This is a genomic window from Phycicoccus sp. DTK01, assembly GCF_017312765.1.
Lineage (GTDB): Bacteria > Actinomycetota > Actinomycetes > Actinomycetales > Dermatophilaceae > Phycicoccus > Phycicoccus jejuensis.
Genome location: NZ_BOPU01000008.1, coordinates 1 through 16692, shown reverse-complemented (window position 1 = coordinate 16692; position 16692 = coordinate 1). Strand labels below are relative to the sequence as shown.

Below are 16692 nucleotides of genomic sequence, written 5' to 3'. Positions count from 1 at the left end.
TGACCCTCAAGAAGGATCCCGGCCGTGCACCGGATTAATCAGCGCCCTCTCGGGGCCCGCGCCGCCTCAGCGCCGGAACCACCAGCTCCGGAATGGCCCTGAGCAGGAACCGGTCGAAGTGAGGAACGGTGAAGGCCGCGTATCCGTGCTCGGGGGTGTAGAGCAAACCCATGTTGATGAGTTCGGCCCGGGTGGGGCCCAGGTTCTGTGAGGTGCGACCCATGAGGTCGGCGACGTCCGAGGCCTTCTGCGGGGCCGCGCCGAGCTGGGCCATCGCGCGCAGGTACGCCCGCTGCAGTTCGGTGGCTCGGTCTAGTCGCACTCGGAAGAAGGACTCATCCAGTTTGGCCTCGTAGCCCGGCACAGTCAGCATGAGTTCGTCGCGAGTGATGGCGGGGCCCGCGGCGACGGTCCAGACGGCGTAGCCGAGTTCTTGAAGGAAGTAGGGATAACCGCCGGTGATGGTCACTGCCTCGTCTAGGGCGTCCTCGGTGAACGTCACCCCCTCGTCGGCAGCGGGTCGGGAGAGCGCCGTCCTCGCGTCCTCGGCTGACAGGTTGCCGATGGCCGGGAACTTGAACAATCGTTCGGCGTAAGACTTGGCGTCGCCGGCGAGCTCGGCAATCTGAGGAAGCCCGGCGCCCACCATGGTTATGGGCAACTTTCGCTGCACCATCTTGTGCAGGGCCTCGATGACTGCCTCGAGCTGCGGCTTGCTTAGGAACTGGACCTCATCAAGGAGCAGAACGACCCCACGGCGGCGCTCGGCGGCCGCCTCGCCGATGGCCAAGAGTACGTCGGTGAGGTCGAGGGCCAAGTTGGCGTGGTCGGCGAACCCTTCCGCCGCCTCGACGTCCAGCCCAGCTGACCAGTTCCCCGCGGCGTCGACACTGACGGTGAAGGATTTCAGCACGGCGGCAGCGTGCTTGAAGCGGTCCGTCCACCGGGCCTTGGGGGAGAGTTCGAAGAGTGCCGTGCGCAACCGCGTCGCCAGGTCGCGACGGAACTCCGACTCGTCGTTCTTGCTCACCTCCAGCTCGAGGACCACCCACTCCCTGGCCAGCGCCTTGCTACGAAACTGGCCCAGCAAGACGGTCTTCCCGACCCCTCGGAGTCCTGTAATGATCATGGACTGCTCGGTGCGGCCGGACTCGATGCGGGCCAGCAGGAGGTCGAACGAGCTGAGCTGGTCGTCGCGGCCCACGACCGCCTGGGGCTCGGCCCCGGCGTTCGGGGTGTAAGGGTTCGTCAGCGCCTGCACCATCGGAACGTTACTCCTTTTAGGACGCTTTACCTGTCTCAAATAAAACCTTCTAAACAGGTAACGCGTCCAGTCGCAGCGGCCGAGCCAAGCCGGAACCTACACCGCTTCTCGGCAACGGCGATCCCTTCGACCTGACCCACTCCGCCGCGAGAAGTCGGCAACCTGGTCGCATACCCATGCCTGAGGCCTAAGCCCCTTCGGTCCTGAGCCGGCCCGGACCTAGGCTCGGCACACAGTGCGGGCAAGTGAAGGGCGTGCAGATGCAGGACGACGAGCTCTCATCCCGCTATCCGAGGTGCTACCACCTAGCTCACGGGCCGGATGCTTGGCCGAGCATCAAGGAGCACGGGCTGCTCAGCGTCGCTGCCCTCCTGGAGCGCTGGGAGGTTCCATTGGATCAACGCCCCCGCCTACTGCGTGAGCGCCGCTCGGTGACCGTCCCCTTGTCGCACCCCGTATACGGCGTCGTGTACCTACGCGACCAACACCCCATGAACGTCAAGATGCTCGAGCGCGCTCTGACCGACATGACCGTCCCGGACTGGCTCGAGCAGCTCAACCGGCATGTCTTCTTCACGCCGACGCCGAAGCGCTTGAAAGATCTGCACGCGGCCTACGCCGACCAACCACGGCTTGTGCTGACACTCGATACCCGGTCCCTGCTGACAGAGCACAGGTATCAAACTCGACTGGCCGCGATTAACACTGGCGCGGTGCGACACGTCAATCACACCCGCGGTAGCAACACTCTGCAGCGAGTTTCGGTATTCGACGCGAAGCGCGAGGTCGCCGAGATCGCTGTGATCAACGCTGTCCCCGATATCGCTCAACACACGAGACGCGTCGAGGTCTGGTACCCCGATGGGACTCGGACGACTTTGGCCTAAGCGCACGGCGCCGACACGTCATCAGTGGCGGTCGAGGGCAGAGCCTCGCGGAGAACGCCGCGCCAGCGAGTGACCTCACGTGCGTCTTTCCGCCGCCAGACGGGCGTGTGGTGGCCCGAGCTGCGCGTCGTGGCTGAAAAGCGATGCCATGAGGCGGCGCGTTCGTCGTGGGTCGCCGGTAGTCGTGGGACTTTTCCGCCCTTGCTCGAGTGGTCGGGGTACGTTCTCTTGATCCCCACGGGCGAGGGAGTCTGGCGATGCCGCCAAACGGAGCGAGGATGCTCTGGTCCTCATGCTCCGACCCGGCCCACACCACTGGAGCCTTCCATGCGCAAACTGGCTGTGACTCAGAACATCACCATGGACGGCCGCATCGACATGCTGGGCGACTGGTTCGTCGCCCAAGACCAAGACGATGAGCTGCTGGCCGAGAACGCTCGGCAGCGCGACAGCGCCGACGCCGTCCTGCTCGGGCGGGGCACCTTCGAGTCCATGCGCGGCTACTGGCGAGACCTGGTCGACGACAGCACCGGCGTCAGCGACTACTTGAACCGGGTCGACAAGTACGTCGTGTCGAGCACGCTCACACAGCCCGCCTGGAGGGGCACCACCGTGCTTGGCGACGACTGGCTCGACTCCGTTCGAGAGCTCAAGGCCAACACCGGTGGTGACATCGTCTGCACCGGGTCCGTCAGCCTGACTCATGCCTTGTTCGAGGCCGGGCTGGTGGACGAGATCCGACTCTTCCGGTACCCGGTGGTGCAAGGCGAGGGTCGCTACCTCTTCCCAGACGACCTCTCGATACGCGACGCGCGGGTGGCCGAGGCCGCCGCCTGGCCCAGCGGTACCGGCTACGAACGCTGGACGATGAGCTAACTCTGCGTCACCCTCGGCACGCACAATCCACGGTCGCCCCCCTCGACCGCCGCCGCCAAAACCGCGCCTCGGTGCGTCATTTCGCCGCCACGGGGCGACGACGCCGAGCGCGCGGATCGCTACTTGACCGCGAGCACGTCGATCGGTGAGATCACGGCATCCTCGGCCAGCAGATCTGAGGCGACATCCTGGAGTGCAGCCGGGATCTGGCCGTTCACGTGGGCCTGGCGGGCGTCTTCGCTCTCGAAGGTGTCGAAGATCCCGTACGTCGTGTCGTCGAGTCGAAACGCGTACCAGGTGACGGTGCCGCCCTCCTGAGCTGCCAGCTCTCGGCCCTTCCTCAGGAACTCTCCCAGCTCATCCCCCTTGCCCGGCTTGGCCTTCAACGTCGCCAACAGTCCTCGGTCGACAGCCATGACTGGTCCTCTCATCGGGATACCCCGTAACCGGCAGAGCGATGTCGGATGTGGCATCGCGGCTCGGCGGAACTTCGACCGTACGCCCTCGGTAGCACTCACGTGACCCTCCCGAGCGTGCGCGTTCATGCCACGACCGAGTCGAGCCCCGGACGCTGATCAAACGACGTGTCCTCGCTCGCTGGACCGCAGGCGTCCCCGGACCTGGGGCGTCACCGGGACCGCGTCGCGACGCGCGCCGGAGGCACCACGGCATCGACTACCAGAGCGCTGCCACCACCGAGCCGAGGCGCACCCCTGCGTCCTCCGCAGAATGGGACCTCGCGCCCTGCGTCTCTTCGCCGCCTGCTGACCTGACGGCTGGGCCTGCCTCCACTACTTGTGCTCGTCGCAGGCATGGGGTGATTACCCGCGGGCCCAGCGCGCGAGCTCCTCGATGGCGCCACGCAGAGCGAGGCCCCGGTCGGTCAAGGCGTAAGCCCTGGTGTTGTGGTGCAGCGGCAGTCGGCGCAGCACGCCGGCTGCCTCGAGCTCGCGCAGGCGCGTGGCGAGCATGTTCGTCGGGACTCCGAGGTCACGCCGCAGGTCGCCGTAGCGCTGCGGACCCTCGAGCAACCTCTCCACGATGAGCAGGGCCCATCGGCGTCCGACGACGTCCAGGGCCGCGGCGAGGTCGCTCACTCGGCGGGGTCGGCGAGCGGCTTCATCCAGAACGGTGAGTAGTGGTAGCCGTCGAGGTCGTCGAACTGCCGCTGGTACATGAAGGGATAGTCGTCCGTGTCACCCACCCGACCGCCCGCGGCGACGGCCCGCTCGACCAGGTCGTCGACCGCCTCGCGGCTGAGGAGGTCGAAGGAGACGGTGACCTTCGAGGGCGTGCCCGGGCCGCCGATCAGCTCTTCGACGCCACCGACCTGCGCGTACATCTCACGGCTGCCGAGCATGACGTACTGCTCGGGCGCGATCGCGAAGCACGAGACGTTGTGGTCCGACATCTCGGCATTGAAGGTCCAGCCGAGCGCGGTGTAGAAGGCGGAGGCGCGCGCGACATCCTCCACAGGACACGTGATGAAGAGGCTCATGGCAAGACACTTGCAAAATGCAAGTGCCTTGTCAATGGCACGTCTTGAGCGAGTGGACCGGGCTCTCGTCTGGAGAGCTTCGCGCCACTCGATATCCGCATTCGAACAACCCCGAGGTGCGTCACCTCGCCGCTGTCCGCGCACATGGACAGGGTCCGGCAGTGCTCGTCACCGGGGCCGGCATGACGCGGTGGCCGCGTGTGGTGCCGGCTACCAGTTGCCGACGATCAAGCCGACGACCAACGCCCAGATTCCGTCCTCGACCGCGGCTCGCTTCAGGCCCTTGATGGGCGGGAGGCGGTACGCCAGCGGGGGTTCTTCTCCCCGTGCCTCAGCGGCTGCCACCAAGACGGCGCGGGCAGCGAGGTCCGCCCTGCTCGCTGTAGCGCGACGGTGCGCCCAGGCAGTGTTCCCCAGGGCCCCGAACGACTCGGTGCTCCCGTCGTCCAGGACGAACGTGAGGCCCTCTCGTGGGACGACCTTTGCCTCGACGATCCTGCGAAGCTCGATGCGCCGCACGCGCAGGAACACCAAGGACACGACATCTGAGCCCAGCACCATCCGCCAGCGGAACAACACAACAGGCGAGAGCGAGATGAAGGCGATGTCAGCGCAGGCGAAGAGGAGCCCATCCTTCGTCGGCAGCGGACCACTCATCGCGAGCGACGTCGTACCCACGAGGAAGACCGTCACGAGGAGGACCCAGCTCAGCCTGGCTCGCACGCTTGGACGCCAGACGTTCACGCCGTGTCGCCGGACCTCGCTCACCCGCAGAACAGTAGGACTGACCGCGGCGCCGTCGGTGGCGAACCAGTTCGAATGGAGTCCGACTTCGAGGTGAGGCCCAGCGGCGGGGCTTCGTGACGACAGGCCCACTCCGCCGCCAGTCGCTCGTCGCACATGGCCACCGCCGCCGAGAGGTCACGCGGGCCGTCCTCTGGTTCACGCGGTGCGCGGGGCCTTGGGTGACGAGAGACGCCACCTGGCGAGCCTGCGGGCGCGGTTCACCGGGTCGGGGTCCAGCTCGAGGGCCAGCAGGGTGAAAGTCCCCTCGTAGACGAGCAGCAGGTCCCGGGCCACCTCGGCAGCGTCGCCGACGCCGGTCTCGCGCACCAGCTCCTCGAGCCGACGTGCGACGTGCTCCTTGTGCCGGCGCGCGACGACCCGTCCGGGATGCTCGTCGGGGAGCTGCAGGCTGGCCGATACGTGCGCGCAGCCCCGGCTGGCGCGACGCCCGTCCCAGCCGTCCATCGCGGTGAAGAGCGCGAGCACCCGCTGCACCGGGTCGGTCTCGCCGTCGATGCAGGACTCCCAGTGCCGGCGCCACCGCTCGTCTCGCTCAGCGAGGTAGGCCGCGACCAGGTCGTCCTTGCCGTGGAAATTCTTGTACAGCGAGGCCGTGGCCACGCCGGCGCGGGCGATGACGGCGTCGACACCGGTCGACGCGATGCCGCCGGCGTAGAAGAGCTCGTCCGCGGCCTCGAGGAGACGAGCGCGCGCGGACCGGCGGGGCAGGTGCGACGTACTCATGCGGCTACTCTAGCCGCATGAGTAGAACGATCGTTCTAGCAGCTCGTCTCCGAGGATGTTCGTGACCGGCGCCGCACGGTCAGCCGTGCCGGCGGCCGCGACGGTCGCCGCCGGCGCGGCCCTGGTCGCCGTCTGCTACGGGTTCGCCCGGTTCGCCTACGGTCTCTTCGCTCCCGAGCTGCAGGCGGAGTTCGACCTCAGCGACACGTGGTCCGCGGTCATCGGAGCAGGGGGCTACGTCGGCTACTGCGTCGCGATCCTCGTGAGCACCTGGCTCACCCCGCGGTGGGGTCCTCGCCGCGTGGCGTCGCTGGCCGGGGCGGTCGCGACCGTAGGAATGGCCGGGGTCGCGGTGGCCCCGTCCGCCACGGCGCTCGCCGTCGCGCTGCTGGTCGCCGGCTCCAGCACCGGCATCGCCTCTCCTCCCCTGGCCGCGGCGGTCGAGCAGTGCGTCCGGCGAGCCCGACGGGACCGCGCCCAAACCCTCGTCAACGCCGGCACCGGCTTCGGGGTCCTGCTGTCCGGACCCGTGGTCCTCCTCCTGTCAGCGCAGTGGCGCCTCGCATGGTTGGTGTACGCGGGCGGCGCGGCAGTGGTCACGTGGTGGGTTCGCCGTACCGTGCCCGGCCGCGATCCCCGAGACGGCGCGACGATCCCTGCACGCACCCGTGGCGGGCACGATGTCGCGCTCCTGGTCGCCTCCTTCACGCTGGGCGTGGGCAGCGTGGCGGTCTGGACCTCCGGGCGCAGCATCGTCGAAGCCGGCACGCCGGGTGACGACGCCATCGGTGCCCTCGTGTGGGTCGTCATCGGCGCTGCCGGGATCGCCGGGGCGCTGAGCGGCCCTCTGGTGCAGCGCATCGGCGTCGCGAGGTCATGGGCACTCCTCATGGTGCTGCTCGCGGGCGCGACCGCAGTGATCGGCTCAGCCCCGTCCCACCGGTCGGCCGTCCTCGTCGCCGCGGCCGCCTTCGGCGCCGCCTACATCGCGCTGACTGGCGTCGCGCTCGTGTGGGCCACCCGCCGCTACCCGCGCCGGACCGAGCAAGGCGTCGGCGCCTCGTTCTTCCTCATCGCCCTCGGACAGGCGATCGGGGCGCTCGTCGTCGGCGTAGTCGTCGACCTCCTCGGGCTCGCCGCCGCATTCCACGTGTGCGCGGCGGTCGCCCTGCTCGGCGCCCTCACCCCTGCGCGAGCGGCCATGGTGGGGCGGGCTGCCGTCCGACCTTGACCGGAGTCCATCCCGGCCCGGCCGTCCCGACAGGCATCGCAGGTGCACTGCCGACGAGCGATCCACGTGACGGCACGAGGAGGCCTTCCGCCCGCGGCACACCGCCGCGAAGCTGCCACCTCGGCTGGAAGGCGATTGCCGAGAGCGTCAGGTCACCCACCTGGCTCTCCGACGCTTTGCGCGATCGGGGCATCGAGGTGTCGTCGGCGGATGCGCCGGACTTCGGCGTAGGTCATGACCCGTGGCCCTTGGGCGGCAGGCCGAAGCCCCGTGCGGTGAGGAAGAAGAGCGCCACCAGCCAGGACATGGCCCGCAGCCAGCGTCGGCGGCCGGGGTGGAGCACTCGTCGTCGACCCAGCTGCCCCGGCGGCACGCCACATCGCGGCACTGACCAGCTCGAACCGGCGGTTGTCACGGCGTCGACCCCGGGTCGATGGCGACCACGGAGATGAGCGTGACGCCGAGGTCGCGGATTCGCGCAAGGGTGCCGTGCAGTGCGGCTTGGTCGGTCACGGCGCCGGTGAGGGTTGTGGTGCCGTCCGGGTCGTGGACCAGGACCATCCCGAACATCGCCGCCCAGGGCGGGTCGAGGTGACCGCTGACCCGGAGGACATAGGCGGTTGGCCGACCGCCCGGTGAGAGCGTGGTCATGGGGTGCCCACGAGGGTGACGACGGCCGGAACAGTGGGTCGCCTGTCGCGGTGGATGACGACCTCGGCGACCGCCACGTTGATCAGCCAGGCGGCGCCCAGGCTCAGGTCCTTGGTGAGGGCACCGGGTCCGAAGAGCGCAGGTCCGACGGCCAAGGTGAGGGTCTGCGTTCCGGCGGCGAGGGCGATGGCGTAGCCCCTCGTCATCCAGGCCCGGTGGGTCGGCGTGTCGCCGCGGCGGATCGCCGCGAAACCGAGCGCGATGCAGGCGGTCAGGGCCGAGCCGAAGAGGAGTCGGAAGAGGAACGACAGCTCGCCGGTGCCGGGCTGGCGGGCGTAGAACAACGTCATCCACATCCCCGAGAGCGCGACGAGCAGGCCGAGGACCACGACGGCCTTCCCGGCCGTGCGGTGCCAGTGTGGGTGCCGGCGGCGCAGCGTCGACGAGAACTGGGAGGCCCCCAGCACGGCGTAGGGCACGGCGCTCAGCACGTGGACGACGACGGGCACGGGTGAGGCCGTCATCCGTGGGTTGGCGGGAAGCAGGAGCGGGCCGCCTGCGAGCTCGAGCAGACGGAGGGACCCGGCGACGGCTGGAATCGCCACGAGGGCGAGCAGCGCCATCGGCACCCACCCGATCGGCCGGGCCGGCCGGGCGGGGTTCGTTGCGGCCGGGAGAGTCATCGGGCGCCGGCCGGGTCGAGCGGCGCGTCGACGGTGGTCGCGGGCGGGACGGCCGCGGCGCGCTGCTCGCGCCACAGCGACCATCCCAGCCCGATGAGGGCGATGGCGTTCGGAAGGGCGAACAGACGCTGGTTGGCCACCGGGAGGAAGAGCGGCGCCAGGGTGGCCAGGGCGGCGACCGCGAGCAGGGCTGCGGCCCAGCGGGCCAGGACGCCTGAACGGTACAACGCGACACCGAACACGAGTCCGCCAACGATGTAGCCGAGCCCCTGGACACCGTTGAGCGCCCCGAACAGGCCCAGGTCTGCACTCGAGCCGCGGTTGGTGGCGAGTGCGACCACGCCGTTGACGTATTCGGAGGAGCTCTGGGTGATCGTGGGGATGACGACCAGACCGATCGCCTCGACGCACAGCATGGCCAGGTAGCCCAGGCTGAACAGCAGCCAGCCGAGCAGGCCGAGCACGCCGCTCTGGCGCACCTGTCGCAGGTACATCCCGGCGATGCCGGCCAGCGCGAGGGCGGCCATCGCGATCTTCATGCCCTGGCGCACCTTCCACTGGGTGCTCTGGATGAAGTCCACCGTGATCTCAGGGTGCTTGACCTGCACGGCGATGAACAGGGTGCCTGCCGCCATGGCAGCCAGGCCGGCGGCCCGGGTGAGCGTGGTGGTGGTGATCTCCATGACGTCCTCCGTGGGACCCGTGTCCCGGGCGGTTGCCGGGGCTGGTCCGGAACCTACGAAGGGAACGGGTGACCCGACATCACCCGATGAGGTGATCGACCGGGTGAGATCGTCAGCCGTCGGGTTGCGACAGCAGGCCGCGTTCGCGGGCCCGGGCCACGGCTTCCCGGCGGCTGGAGGCGCCGAGCTTGGTGAAGACGTGCTTGGTGTGGCTTCGCAGCGTGTTGGGAGAGATGAACAGGACTCGGGCGATCTCGGGCCCACTCAGCTCGCTGTCGAGCAGCCGGAGCACCTGCTGCTCGCGCGCACTCAGCGGGTCGGCCGAACGCGCCGCACGGGGCCAGGAGTCGGCTGGCCGGGCGCGGCTGGGGGCACCGCTCGTGAGCACGCGTCGGGCCTGGTGCCCGGCGGTCGTGGCGGGGTCGACCGCCCTGAGCAAGGCCTTGGCGGGGGCGCCTTCGTCGAGGAACAGCCGGATGAAACCCTCGGGCTCGGGAGCTGCCGTGAGCGCTTCGGCGACCGCGGTCAGCGCCGGCTGCTGCCGACCGGCGATGTCGTGCGCGAGTGCGCTCATCAAGGCGATCTCGACCAGGCTGCCGTGCCGCCCGTCCTCCAGGGCGGCCGCGCGAAGCCGCTCGAGCAGGCTGAGCACCTCATCGAGCGCTCCCCCGACGGGATGGGCGCGGTGCTGCGCGAGCGCGAGCCGCACCCACGTGAGGTGGTCGTACTCGCGCAGCGGCTCGGGGGCATCCGTCAGCGAGACCGCCCGCGCGCGCCCAGTCTGCCGCCGCAGGAAGTGCTCCCTGGCGCACGAGCAGCCGCGCCCTCATCGCGGGGATGGGCCGCACGTCCGGGAGGAAGCCGGGGCGGTAGAGCTCTTCGGCCCGGTCGAGGTGGACGAGCGCACCGGGCAGGTTCCCTTCGGCCGCCGCGAGCTGCGCGGCGGACACGAAGTACCTGAAGTGCATCTCGTTCAGCGGTGCCCGGCTGATCAGCCCGTCAGCGACCTGCAGGTGCGTGCGGGCACGGTCGAGCTCGTTGGCCTCCACGTCGAGCTCGGCCAGGGCCACGTGGAGCTCGCCCGTCGCCCGCGACACCGCCTCACCGTGCCCCTCGGCCTGGCGCAGCCCCTGCACGCAGCGCTCCCGGGCCGTCGCCGGTCGCCCCGAAACGCGCCACAGATCAGCGAGGACGACAGCGGCGCTGAGCGCGTCGACGAGGTTGCCGGCCGCGCGCAGGCTCTCGACAGCCTGCCCGAAGGTCTCCAACGCCTGATGGACGTCGCCGCGCGCCCAGTGGGCGAGGCCGAGGAACCCCGCCGCGCCACCCCGGGCAAGGTGGTCTCCCGGTCCGGCGACGTCGAGGGCGCGCCGAGCGTGCGCCGCCGTTCCCTCGACGTCACCGCGGGCCTGTGCCACGGACGCCCGGTAGATGGCGATCGTCGACGGGAGGGTGCGCAGCTCATCCGTCCGGGACCAGGGCTGGACGCCGTCCGCCTCGGCAGCGACGAGAGCGCGCTCCGCGTCGTCGAGCCGACTCTCCACGGCGGCCACGTCGCCGGCGACCATCTCGAGGGCGCCGGCGAAGACGCTCAGCACCGGGCTGCGCCGCACGGTGTCCTCGGGCAGCGCAGCCAGCCAGCCCGCCACCACGGCCTCGCGTCGATGCCGACGGATCATCGGTATCGCCCGCTCCATCAGCCGGGCGGATCGCTCGACGTCGCGCGCAGACAGCGCGTGGCGCACGGCCTCCTCGAGAAGGTCGTGGCGTTCGTACCACGTGCTCGCGCGCTCGTGCAGCACCGGCACCAGCTCGGGCTGCTCACCGACGAGCCGGGCCCGCAGCACGTCGGCGAAGAGCTGGTGGTAGCGGTACCACTCCCGGCGGTCGTCCAACGCCTGCAGGAAGAGGTTGGCACGCTCACAGGTCTGCAGCATCGCGCCGGACTCGTCGCGGTCGAGAACGGCGTCGCACAGTGGGCCGGTGAGTCGGTCGAGCACCGCCGAGCGCAGCAGGAAGTCCCGCACCGCCGGCGGCTGGTGGTCCAGAACCTCCTCGATGAGATAGTCCACGACGAACCGGTGGTCGCCGTCGAAGCCGTCGATGAATGCCGCGACGTCGCTACGCCCCTGCAGGGAAACGGCCGCCAGCTGCAGAGCGGCGATCCACCCCTCGGTGCGGCTCTCGAGGGTGTCCACCTGCGTGGACGTCAGGGGCTTGCTGGTGGCTTCCTCGAAGTACGCCGCGATCTCCACGGGAGTGAAGCGCAGGTCGACGGCGCGGATCTCCACCAGCTCGCCGCGCGCGCGCCATCGTGCCAGTGGGAGGTCCGGATCGGCGCGCGTGGTGAGCACCAGGTGAGCGTGGGGAGGCAGTCGGTCGACCAGGTACGCCATTCCGCGCGCCACCTCGGGCACGTCGGCCAGGTGGTAGTCGTCGAGGACCAGCAACACCTCCGCCGGGGTGTCGGCGAGCGTATTGAGCACGGATGACACCGTCACGTCGGTCGCGACACCGAAGGCCGACAGTTGACCCGGTGCAGCTGCGCCAGGCGGCCCGAGCCCTCTGTGGAGGGCTGCCGCCACCCCTGGCCAGAACAGCGTGGGGTCGGCGTCTGCGGCATCGAGCGACAGCCACGCCACGGTGCGGGGATTCGTCATCCTGGGCAGCCACGAGGCCACCAAGGTGGTCTTGCCGAACCCTGCTGGGGCCGACACGACCGTCAGCCGTCGAGAGGCGCCATCCTCGAGGCGGCTGAGCAGCCGGTCTCGCGACACGAGACCGGCACGGGCGGCGGGGACGTACACCTTGGTCGCGACCATCTGCAGTGTCACGAGCGTTCACCCCAACCCATCCGCCGTGTGGTCGGCTTCCACCGAACACTACGCGGGCTCCGGTGCGGACCCCGGAGCTGTCGAGGTGAACGGCATCCCGCAGAGGCGTGATGGCGACAGCCGGTCCACGGTTGACCGATCCTCGATGTGACGGGGCCGGGCGGCCTACCGCGAAAGGGCCTCTGATCAGCGTTTCCGCTGTTCAGAGGCCCTTTCACGACGCTCCCCCGGTTGGACTCGAACGAACGATTGGTCCTGTTGGACCAACGTGGACTCTCAGGGTCACGAATGCCCTCCGACCTGCACGTTTGCCTGATCGTACGGCTGCGCTAACTGTCCATCGAGGGGTCGAATATGGACAGGAATGGCCCTACGATCCGATGCATGAACGATGCAAAACGGGGGCGTCACCGATTCGGGCAAGTGTCCCGGATGCGGTCGGGGCGCTGGCAGGCGCGCTACAGCGTGCCTACCAATCACCCTTCGGGTCGGGGCGGACAGCTCATCGCCGCGCCCCACACGTTCGAGCCGACCACGTATGGGCGAGAGGCGGCGCGGGACTGGCTTCGCGACGAAGAGCGCCGCCTCATCGCCGAGGGAGCGCAGTGGACCACCTTGGCTGAGCGAGCGGAGGTGGAGAGGCGGAAAGCCGAACGTGAGGCCGTCGTCACCTTCGCGGAGTACTCGGCCACATGGCTGCGGACGCGCCGAACGCGGAACGGCCCCCTTCAGGAGTCCACGCGCCGGTCATACGGTCTCTGGCTCAGGAAGTACCTCTTGCCCTCCCTGGGTCCACTCTCTCTCGACGAGATCACACCGACGGTCGTCCTTCGCTGGTACGAGCAGAGCCTCCCCCACGACAAGCCCAAGACCACTCGGGAGTGCTACGCGTTGGGCTCAGCCATCTTGCGAAGCGCAACCGCAGCCGACGGTGTCCTTCCGGGGGCCATCAACCCCTTCAAGATCGACGGAGCCGGCTCCATTGGCAGCCGGTCAGAGTCCCGGACCGAAGTGATCGACGACGACGACCTGCGCCTCATCCTTACCACCATCCGCCCCGAGTGGCGAGCCATGGTCGCGCTCGCTCTCGGCTGTGGCCTCCGCTTCGGGGAGATCATCGCGCTGCGCCGCTCGGACATCGAGCTGAAGGCCAAAGTCCCGGTCGTCCGAGTGACGCGAGCCATCGGTACCGGGCCCAATGGACGTCGCTACGAGAAGGGCCCCAAGAGCCAAGCGGGCAGGCGAGACCAGCGGATTCCCGTCCCCGTGCTCGAGGTGCTGACGCATCACATGGACACCTGGATCGTCGGGCGAAACGGACTGCTCTTCCCCGCCGATGACGGTGGATGGCTCTCTGAGACCACCTTTCGCAAGGGCAGAGGCGGGTGGGCCGCCGTGCGCGACGCGGTCGGCAGGCCGATCAACTTCCATGACCTGCGCGCAACAGGAGCGACCCGCATGGCTCAGCGGGGAGCGCATGTCGCAGAGGTCAAACTGTTCCTTGGGGACAGTTCGACCCAAGCAGCCGAGCGATACGTCCGAGCCACCCAAAGTCGCATGGACGAACTCACCACCGCCGCGTTCTCCGACATCCACTTCGGCAGCACAACGACTGCGTGAGCGGCCGCCGCTGGTCGATCAGCCAACCCCTGGAGGGGCGTGCACTGCCACAGGTGGAGTTCTGCCCGGGGGTCACTGTCAATCATTATCTGTGAGCTGCACGCGTATCACTCGAGAACCCGGCGCGTGCCCACTCGGCTCGCTCAGCCTGGAGGCCGCCCGGCTCTCACGGTGCGCCACACCCCCAGGATCGCGTCCAAGAGACCTCGAGTCCCCGCGACGACAGCTGACCCCGCGACGGCCCGATCTAGGCCAACTCGACATCCCAGCACCGTGACTGCGCGAACGGGGCCCCACCGTCGCGGTGGGGCCCCGTTCGCACAGGCTGGGTCAGCCGAGAAGGTCCTGCATGGTGGTGATCTCCTGCTGCTGTGCCTCGATGATGGCCTCGGCGAGGGTGCGAACCTCGGCGTCCTTGGTGCTGCTGAGGACATCCTGGGCCATGGTGATAGCGCCTTCATGGTGGGCGATCATCATCGTGAGCCACTGACGGTCGAAGTCGGTGCCGGTGGCGTCCTTGAGCGAGGCCATCTCGGTCTCGCCCATCATGCCGGGCATGCTGTGGTCCATGCCGGCGCCGGCGGGGGCACCCCAGGAGGTGAGCCAGCCCTGCATAGTCTGGATCTCGGGGTCCTGGGCGGCCTTGATGTCGGTGGCGAGGGCGCGCACCTGCTCGGAGGCGTCGGCCTTGGCGTCGAGGGCGAGGTCGGCCATCTCGACGGCCTGCTGGTGGTGAGGGATCATCATCTGCGCGAACATCACGTCGCCGGGCGCGCTCTGGCCCGCCGAACCACCGGCCGTGGCGGACGCGCTCGAGGAAGCCATCCCGGACATGCCCGGCATGGCGGAGTGGTCGGTGTCGGAGCCGCAGGCGGCGAGCAGGGTCGCGGCGGTGAGAGCGACGGCGCCGAGTGCGAGCCGACGGGTGGCACGGGTGGTGGAGGGCACGGGTGTCCTTCGGTGGTGGAGAACAGGAACATTCCCCACCGTCTCGCGGGCGTGCGGTCGTTCCCCGAAGGCTCCATGAAGGTTCGGTGAAGAAGCTCGACCGCAGCCCAGTCAGGTGACGTAGCCGAGCGTGGTCATCATGCCGGTCTCGGCGTGGTAGGCGTTGTGGCAGTGGGCGGCCCACTGGCCGGGGTTGTCGGCGTCGAGGTCCAGCAGCAGTCGCTGCATCGGTCGTAGCAGGACCGTGTCCTTACGGACTCCGCTGCCGCGCACGGAGAAGGTGTGCCCGTGCAGGTGGAAGGGGTGGACCATCATCGACATGTTGCTCACGGCCAGCGAGACCCGCTCGCTCGAGCGGACCTCGAGGGGGTCGGTGTCGGGGAAGCTGCGGCCGTTGATGGTCCAGCGGTAGGGGTTCATCGACCCGGAGAGCGCCAGGTCGTGCGTGCGGTCACTCTCGCGGGCGACGATCGTGGTGCCCGCCAGCGGGCGGAGGCTCTCCAGCGACAGGACGGTGCCGGACGTGGTGGTCGCCGCTGCGGAGGCCGAGGGCGTGCCGCTCGCGGTCCGCACCAGGGCCAGGGCCTGCCCGTCCTTGCCCTCGGGGGTCGCCGTGAGCAGGAAGGCGCCGTCGCCCAGGGTGACGAGCAGGTCGTAGCGCTCGCCCATCGCGATGAGGAGCGCGTCGCCCTCGACCGGCTCCACGGGCCAGCCGTCGCTGTGGGTGACCGTCAGGCGGTGGCCGGCGAGGGAGAGCCGGAAGACGGTGTCCGAGGCGGCGTTGACGACGCGCAGGCGGATGCGGTCACCGGGTCGGGCCCGCAGCACGTCGGGGTCGGCCGGGACGCGACCGTTGACGAGGTAGTGGGGGTAGACGACGTCACCGCCGCCGGACATCCCACCCATCCCACCAGAGCCCATGCCCCCCATGCCGCTCATCGAGCCACCCATCATGCCGCCCATACCGTGCCCTCCGGAGGCGTCGGCCGAACCGGAGCCGGCGGTCAGCCCGGCCAGCACGTCGTCCGGTGTGCGCCCGGTGCCGTCGACCCAGTCGTCCAGGACGAGGACCCACTCGTCGTCGTAGCGGCCGGGCTCGTGCGGGTCCTCGACGACGAGGACGCCGTACAGCCCGCGGTCGAGCTGGACGCCGACGTGGGGGTGGAAGAAGTAGGTACCGGGGTCAGGTGCGGTGAACTCGTACCGGAAGGCCCCACCGGGGCGGATCGCGTCCTGCGTCATCATCGGCACGCCGTCCATGTCGTTGCGCAGCCGGATGCCGTGCCAGTGCACCGAGGTGTCGGCAGGCAGGTCGTTGCGCACGTCGACGCGCAGGACCTGGCCCGCGTCGACCCGCAGTGTCGGCCCGGGCACCGTGTCCCCGAAGGCCCAGGTGTCGACGACGACGCCGCCGAGGTCGACGCTGCTCGGGGCAGCGCGCAGCGAGGTGGTGACCAGCCCGCGCGCGTGACGGGCGGCCTCGGTGGAGGCCACCGCGGCCGAGTGCGGCCCGACAGACCGGGCCCCACCACCGCAGGCGCTCAGCGCGCCCAGGCCCAGCAGGCCCAGCCCACCGGTGAGCAAGCTGCGGCGGGTGGCGCTCATCGGCGCGCCACCGTGTCCTGCGAGGCGGTCTCGTCGACTGCGGCCCGCGCGCCGGGGCGCACCAGCGCCACGACGGCGAGGACCACCAGGACCCACAGTGCGGCGACCACGCCACCCATCACCAGCCACATCCCCCAGCCGGCGCCCACGAACCCGTTCATCATCGGGACCATCTCCTTCGTCTCCTCACCGAGGGTCCGCGCCGAGCCCGACGGTCGTGTCGAGGTGGCGTGAAGGTTCGATGAAGATGCCCGCGGGGGTACCGGCGCCAGGGCGCACGGGCGGTGGCCGCGTGACACGATCAACACCATGCAGAGCGTCCCGACCTCGCCGACCACGCCGGGAGTGCGCGCGCTGGTGGTCGAGGACGAGGTCCACATGG

General features: G+C 69.6%; 18 protein-coding genes. 4 read left to right on the top strand and 14 right to left on the bottom strand.

Going from position 1 to position 16692, the window contains the following annotated elements; genetic code table 11:
• Positions 1 to 34: 34 nt before the first annotated feature.
• Complete coding sequence (locus J3473_RS15435) at positions 35 to 1303, bottom strand: ATP-binding protein (protein ID WP_256437951.1); 1269 nt, start codon at positions 1301 to 1303, stop codon at positions 35 to 37.
• Positions 1304 to 1509: 206 nt separating this feature from the next.
• Between J3473_RS15435 and J3473_RS15430 the strand changes: the two genes are divergently transcribed.
• The gene (locus J3473_RS15430; protein ID WP_207024806.1) at positions 1510 to 2151 is read left to right on the top strand and encodes a hypothetical protein; all 642 of its coding nucleotides are present in this window, start codon (positions 1510 to 1512) and stop codon (positions 2149 to 2151) included.
• A 327-nt stretch (positions 2152 to 2478) separates the two neighbouring features.
• Complete coding sequence (locus tag J3473_RS15425; RefSeq protein WP_207024805.1) at positions 2479 to 3027, top strand: dihydrofolate reductase family protein; 549 nt, start codon at positions 2479 to 2481, stop codon at positions 3025 to 3027.
• Positions 3028 to 3146: 119 nt separating this feature from the next.
• Here the strand turns inward: J3473_RS15425 and J3473_RS15420 are convergent, their stop codons facing one another.
• The 5 genes from J3473_RS15420 to J3473_RS15400 all read right to left on the bottom strand — a co-directional run bounded on the left by J3473_RS15420 (position 3147) and on the right by J3473_RS15400 (position 6055).
• Entirely contained in the window at positions 3147 to 3443 is a 297-nt protein-coding gene (locus J3473_RS15420) for a putative quinol monooxygenase (protein WP_207024804.1), read from the bottom strand.
• A gap of 405 nt (positions 3444 to 3848) precedes the next feature.
• Entirely contained in the window at positions 3849 to 4124 is a 276-nt protein-coding gene (locus J3473_RS15415) for a helix-turn-helix domain-containing protein (protein WP_207024803.1), read from the bottom strand.
• Positions 4121 to 4525, bottom strand: coding sequence for a VOC family protein (locus tag J3473_RS15410; protein WP_207024802.1), 405 nt, complete (start codon positions 4523 to 4525; stop codon positions 4121 to 4123). Before J3473_RS15410 ends, J3473_RS15415 begins: the two co-directional genes overlap by 4 nt.
• Positions 4526 to 4735: 210 nt before the next feature.
• Positions 4736 to 5293, bottom strand: a complete 558-nt coding sequence (locus J3473_RS15405) for a hypothetical protein (protein ID WP_207024801.1) — start codon at positions 5291 to 5293, stop codon at positions 4736 to 4738.
• A gap of 174 nt (positions 5294 to 5467) precedes the next feature.
• Complete coding sequence (locus J3473_RS15400; RefSeq protein WP_207024800.1) at positions 5468 to 6055, bottom strand: TetR/AcrR family transcriptional regulator; 588 nt, start codon at positions 6053 to 6055, stop codon at positions 5468 to 5470.
• Positions 6056 to 6116: 61 nt separating this feature from the next.
• Between J3473_RS15400 and J3473_RS15395 the strand changes: the two genes are divergently transcribed.
• Positions 6117 to 7286 (top strand): MFS transporter, encoded by a 1170-nt coding sequence (locus J3473_RS15395; protein WP_207024799.1) that lies wholly within the window; start codon positions 6117 to 6119, stop codon positions 7284 to 7286.
• A 411-nt stretch (positions 7287 to 7697) separates the two neighbouring features.
• Here the strand turns inward: J3473_RS15395 and J3473_RS15390 are convergent, their stop codons facing one another.
• The 5 genes from J3473_RS15390 to J3473_RS19670 all read right to left on the bottom strand — a co-directional run bounded on the left by J3473_RS15390 (position 7698) and on the right by J3473_RS19670 (position 12125).
• Positions 7698 to 7937 carry a hypothetical protein gene (locus J3473_RS15390; protein WP_207024798.1) on the bottom strand — a complete coding sequence of 80 codons (240 nt, stop codon included), beginning with the start codon at positions 7935 to 7937 and terminating at the stop codon, positions 7698 to 7700.
• Positions 7934 to 8560, bottom strand: a complete 627-nt coding sequence (locus tag J3473_RS15385; RefSeq protein ID WP_207024797.1) for a DUF2306 domain-containing protein — start codon at positions 8558 to 8560, stop codon at positions 7934 to 7936. The genes J3473_RS15390 and J3473_RS15385 overlap by 4 nt, the downstream gene beginning before the upstream one ends.
• A 56-nt stretch (positions 8561 to 8616) precedes the next feature.
• Complete coding sequence (locus J3473_RS15380; protein WP_207024796.1) at positions 8617 to 9303, bottom strand: hypothetical protein; 687 nt, start codon at positions 9301 to 9303, stop codon at positions 8617 to 8619.
• Positions 9304 to 9415: 112 nt separating this feature from the next.
• Positions 9416 to 10012: a LuxR C-terminal-related transcriptional regulator gene (locus J3473_RS19675; protein ID WP_207024795.1), complete on the bottom strand. Its 597-nt coding sequence runs from the start codon at positions 10010 to 10012 to the stop codon at positions 9416 to 9418.
• Complete coding sequence (locus J3473_RS19670; RefSeq protein WP_207024794.1) at positions 9957 to 12125, bottom strand: helix-turn-helix transcriptional regulator; 2169 nt, start codon at positions 12123 to 12125, stop codon at positions 9957 to 9959. Before J3473_RS19670 ends, J3473_RS19675 begins: the two co-directional genes overlap by 56 nt.
• Positions 12126 to 12521: 396 nt before the next feature.
• Here J3473_RS19670 and J3473_RS15365 point away from each other — a divergent pair, with 396 nt between their 5' ends.
• A complete protein-coding gene (locus J3473_RS15365; RefSeq protein WP_207024793.1) occupies positions 12522 to 13757 on the top strand; it encodes a site-specific integrase in 1236 nt (411 codons plus the stop codon).
• Between the two features lie 330 nt (positions 13758 to 14087).
• Here J3473_RS15365 and J3473_RS15360 read toward each other — a convergent pair whose 3' ends face one another.
• The 3 genes from J3473_RS15360 to J3473_RS15350 form a co-directional block, all read right to left on the bottom strand.
• Positions 14088 to 14705 (bottom strand): DUF305 domain-containing protein, encoded by a 618-nt coding sequence (locus tag J3473_RS15360; RefSeq protein WP_242525907.1) that lies wholly within the window; start codon positions 14703 to 14705, stop codon positions 14088 to 14090.
• Positions 14706 to 14816: 111 nt separating this feature from the next.
• Complete coding sequence (locus J3473_RS15355) at positions 14817 to 16310, bottom strand: multicopper oxidase family protein (RefSeq protein ID WP_207024792.1); 1494 nt, start codon at positions 16308 to 16310, stop codon at positions 14817 to 14819.
• A complete protein-coding gene (locus tag J3473_RS15350) occupies positions 16307 to 16471 on the bottom strand; it encodes a hypothetical protein (RefSeq protein ID WP_207024791.1) in 165 nt (54 codons plus the stop codon). Before J3473_RS15350 ends, J3473_RS15355 begins: the two co-directional genes overlap by 4 nt.
• Positions 16472 to 16692 lie beyond the last annotated feature (221 nt).

Bases quoted from the DNA above. Each gene is read 5' to 3' on its own strand.
- J3473_RS15425 (WP_207024805.1), top strand. From the start codon at position 2,479: ATGCGCAAACTGGCTGTGACTCAGAACATCACCATGGACGGCCGCATC.
- J3473_RS19670 (WP_207024794.1), bottom strand. From the start codon at position 12,125: ATGGTCGCGACCAAGGTGTACGTCCCCGCCGCCCGTGCCGGTCTCGTG.
- J3473_RS15350 (WP_207024791.1), bottom strand. From the start codon at position 16,471: ATGAACGGGTTCGTGGGCGCCGGCTGGGGGATGTGGCTGGTGATGGGT.
- J3473_RS15420 (WP_207024804.1), bottom strand. From the start codon at position 3,443: ATGGCTGTCGACCGAGGACTGTTGGCGACGTTGAAGGCCAAGCCGGGC.
- J3473_RS15385 (WP_207024797.1), bottom strand. From the start codon at position 8,560: ATGGCGCTGCTCGCCCTCGTGGCGATTCCAGCCGTCGCCGGGTCCCTC.
- J3473_RS15355 (WP_207024792.1), bottom strand. From the start codon at position 16,310: ATGAGCGCCACCCGCCGCAGCTTGCTCACCGGTGGGCTGGGCCTGCTG.
- J3473_RS15380 (WP_207024796.1), bottom strand. From the start codon at position 9,303: ATGGAGATCACCACCACCACGCTCACCCGGGCCGCCGGCCTGGCTGCC.
- J3473_RS15400 (WP_207024800.1), bottom strand. From the start codon at position 6,055: ATGAGTACGTCGCACCTGCCCCGCCGGTCCGCGCGCGCTCGTCTCCTC.
- J3473_RS15390 (WP_207024798.1), bottom strand. From the start codon at position 7,937: ATGACCACGCTCTCACCGGGCGGTCGGCCAACCGCCTATGTCCTCCGG.
- J3473_RS15365 (WP_207024793.1), top strand. From the start codon at position 12,522: ATGAACGATGCAAAACGGGGGCGTCACCGATTCGGGCAAGTGTCCCGG.
- J3473_RS15410 (WP_207024802.1), bottom strand. From the start codon at position 4,525: ATGAGCCTCTTCATCACGTGTCCTGTGGAGGATGTCGCGCGCGCCTCC.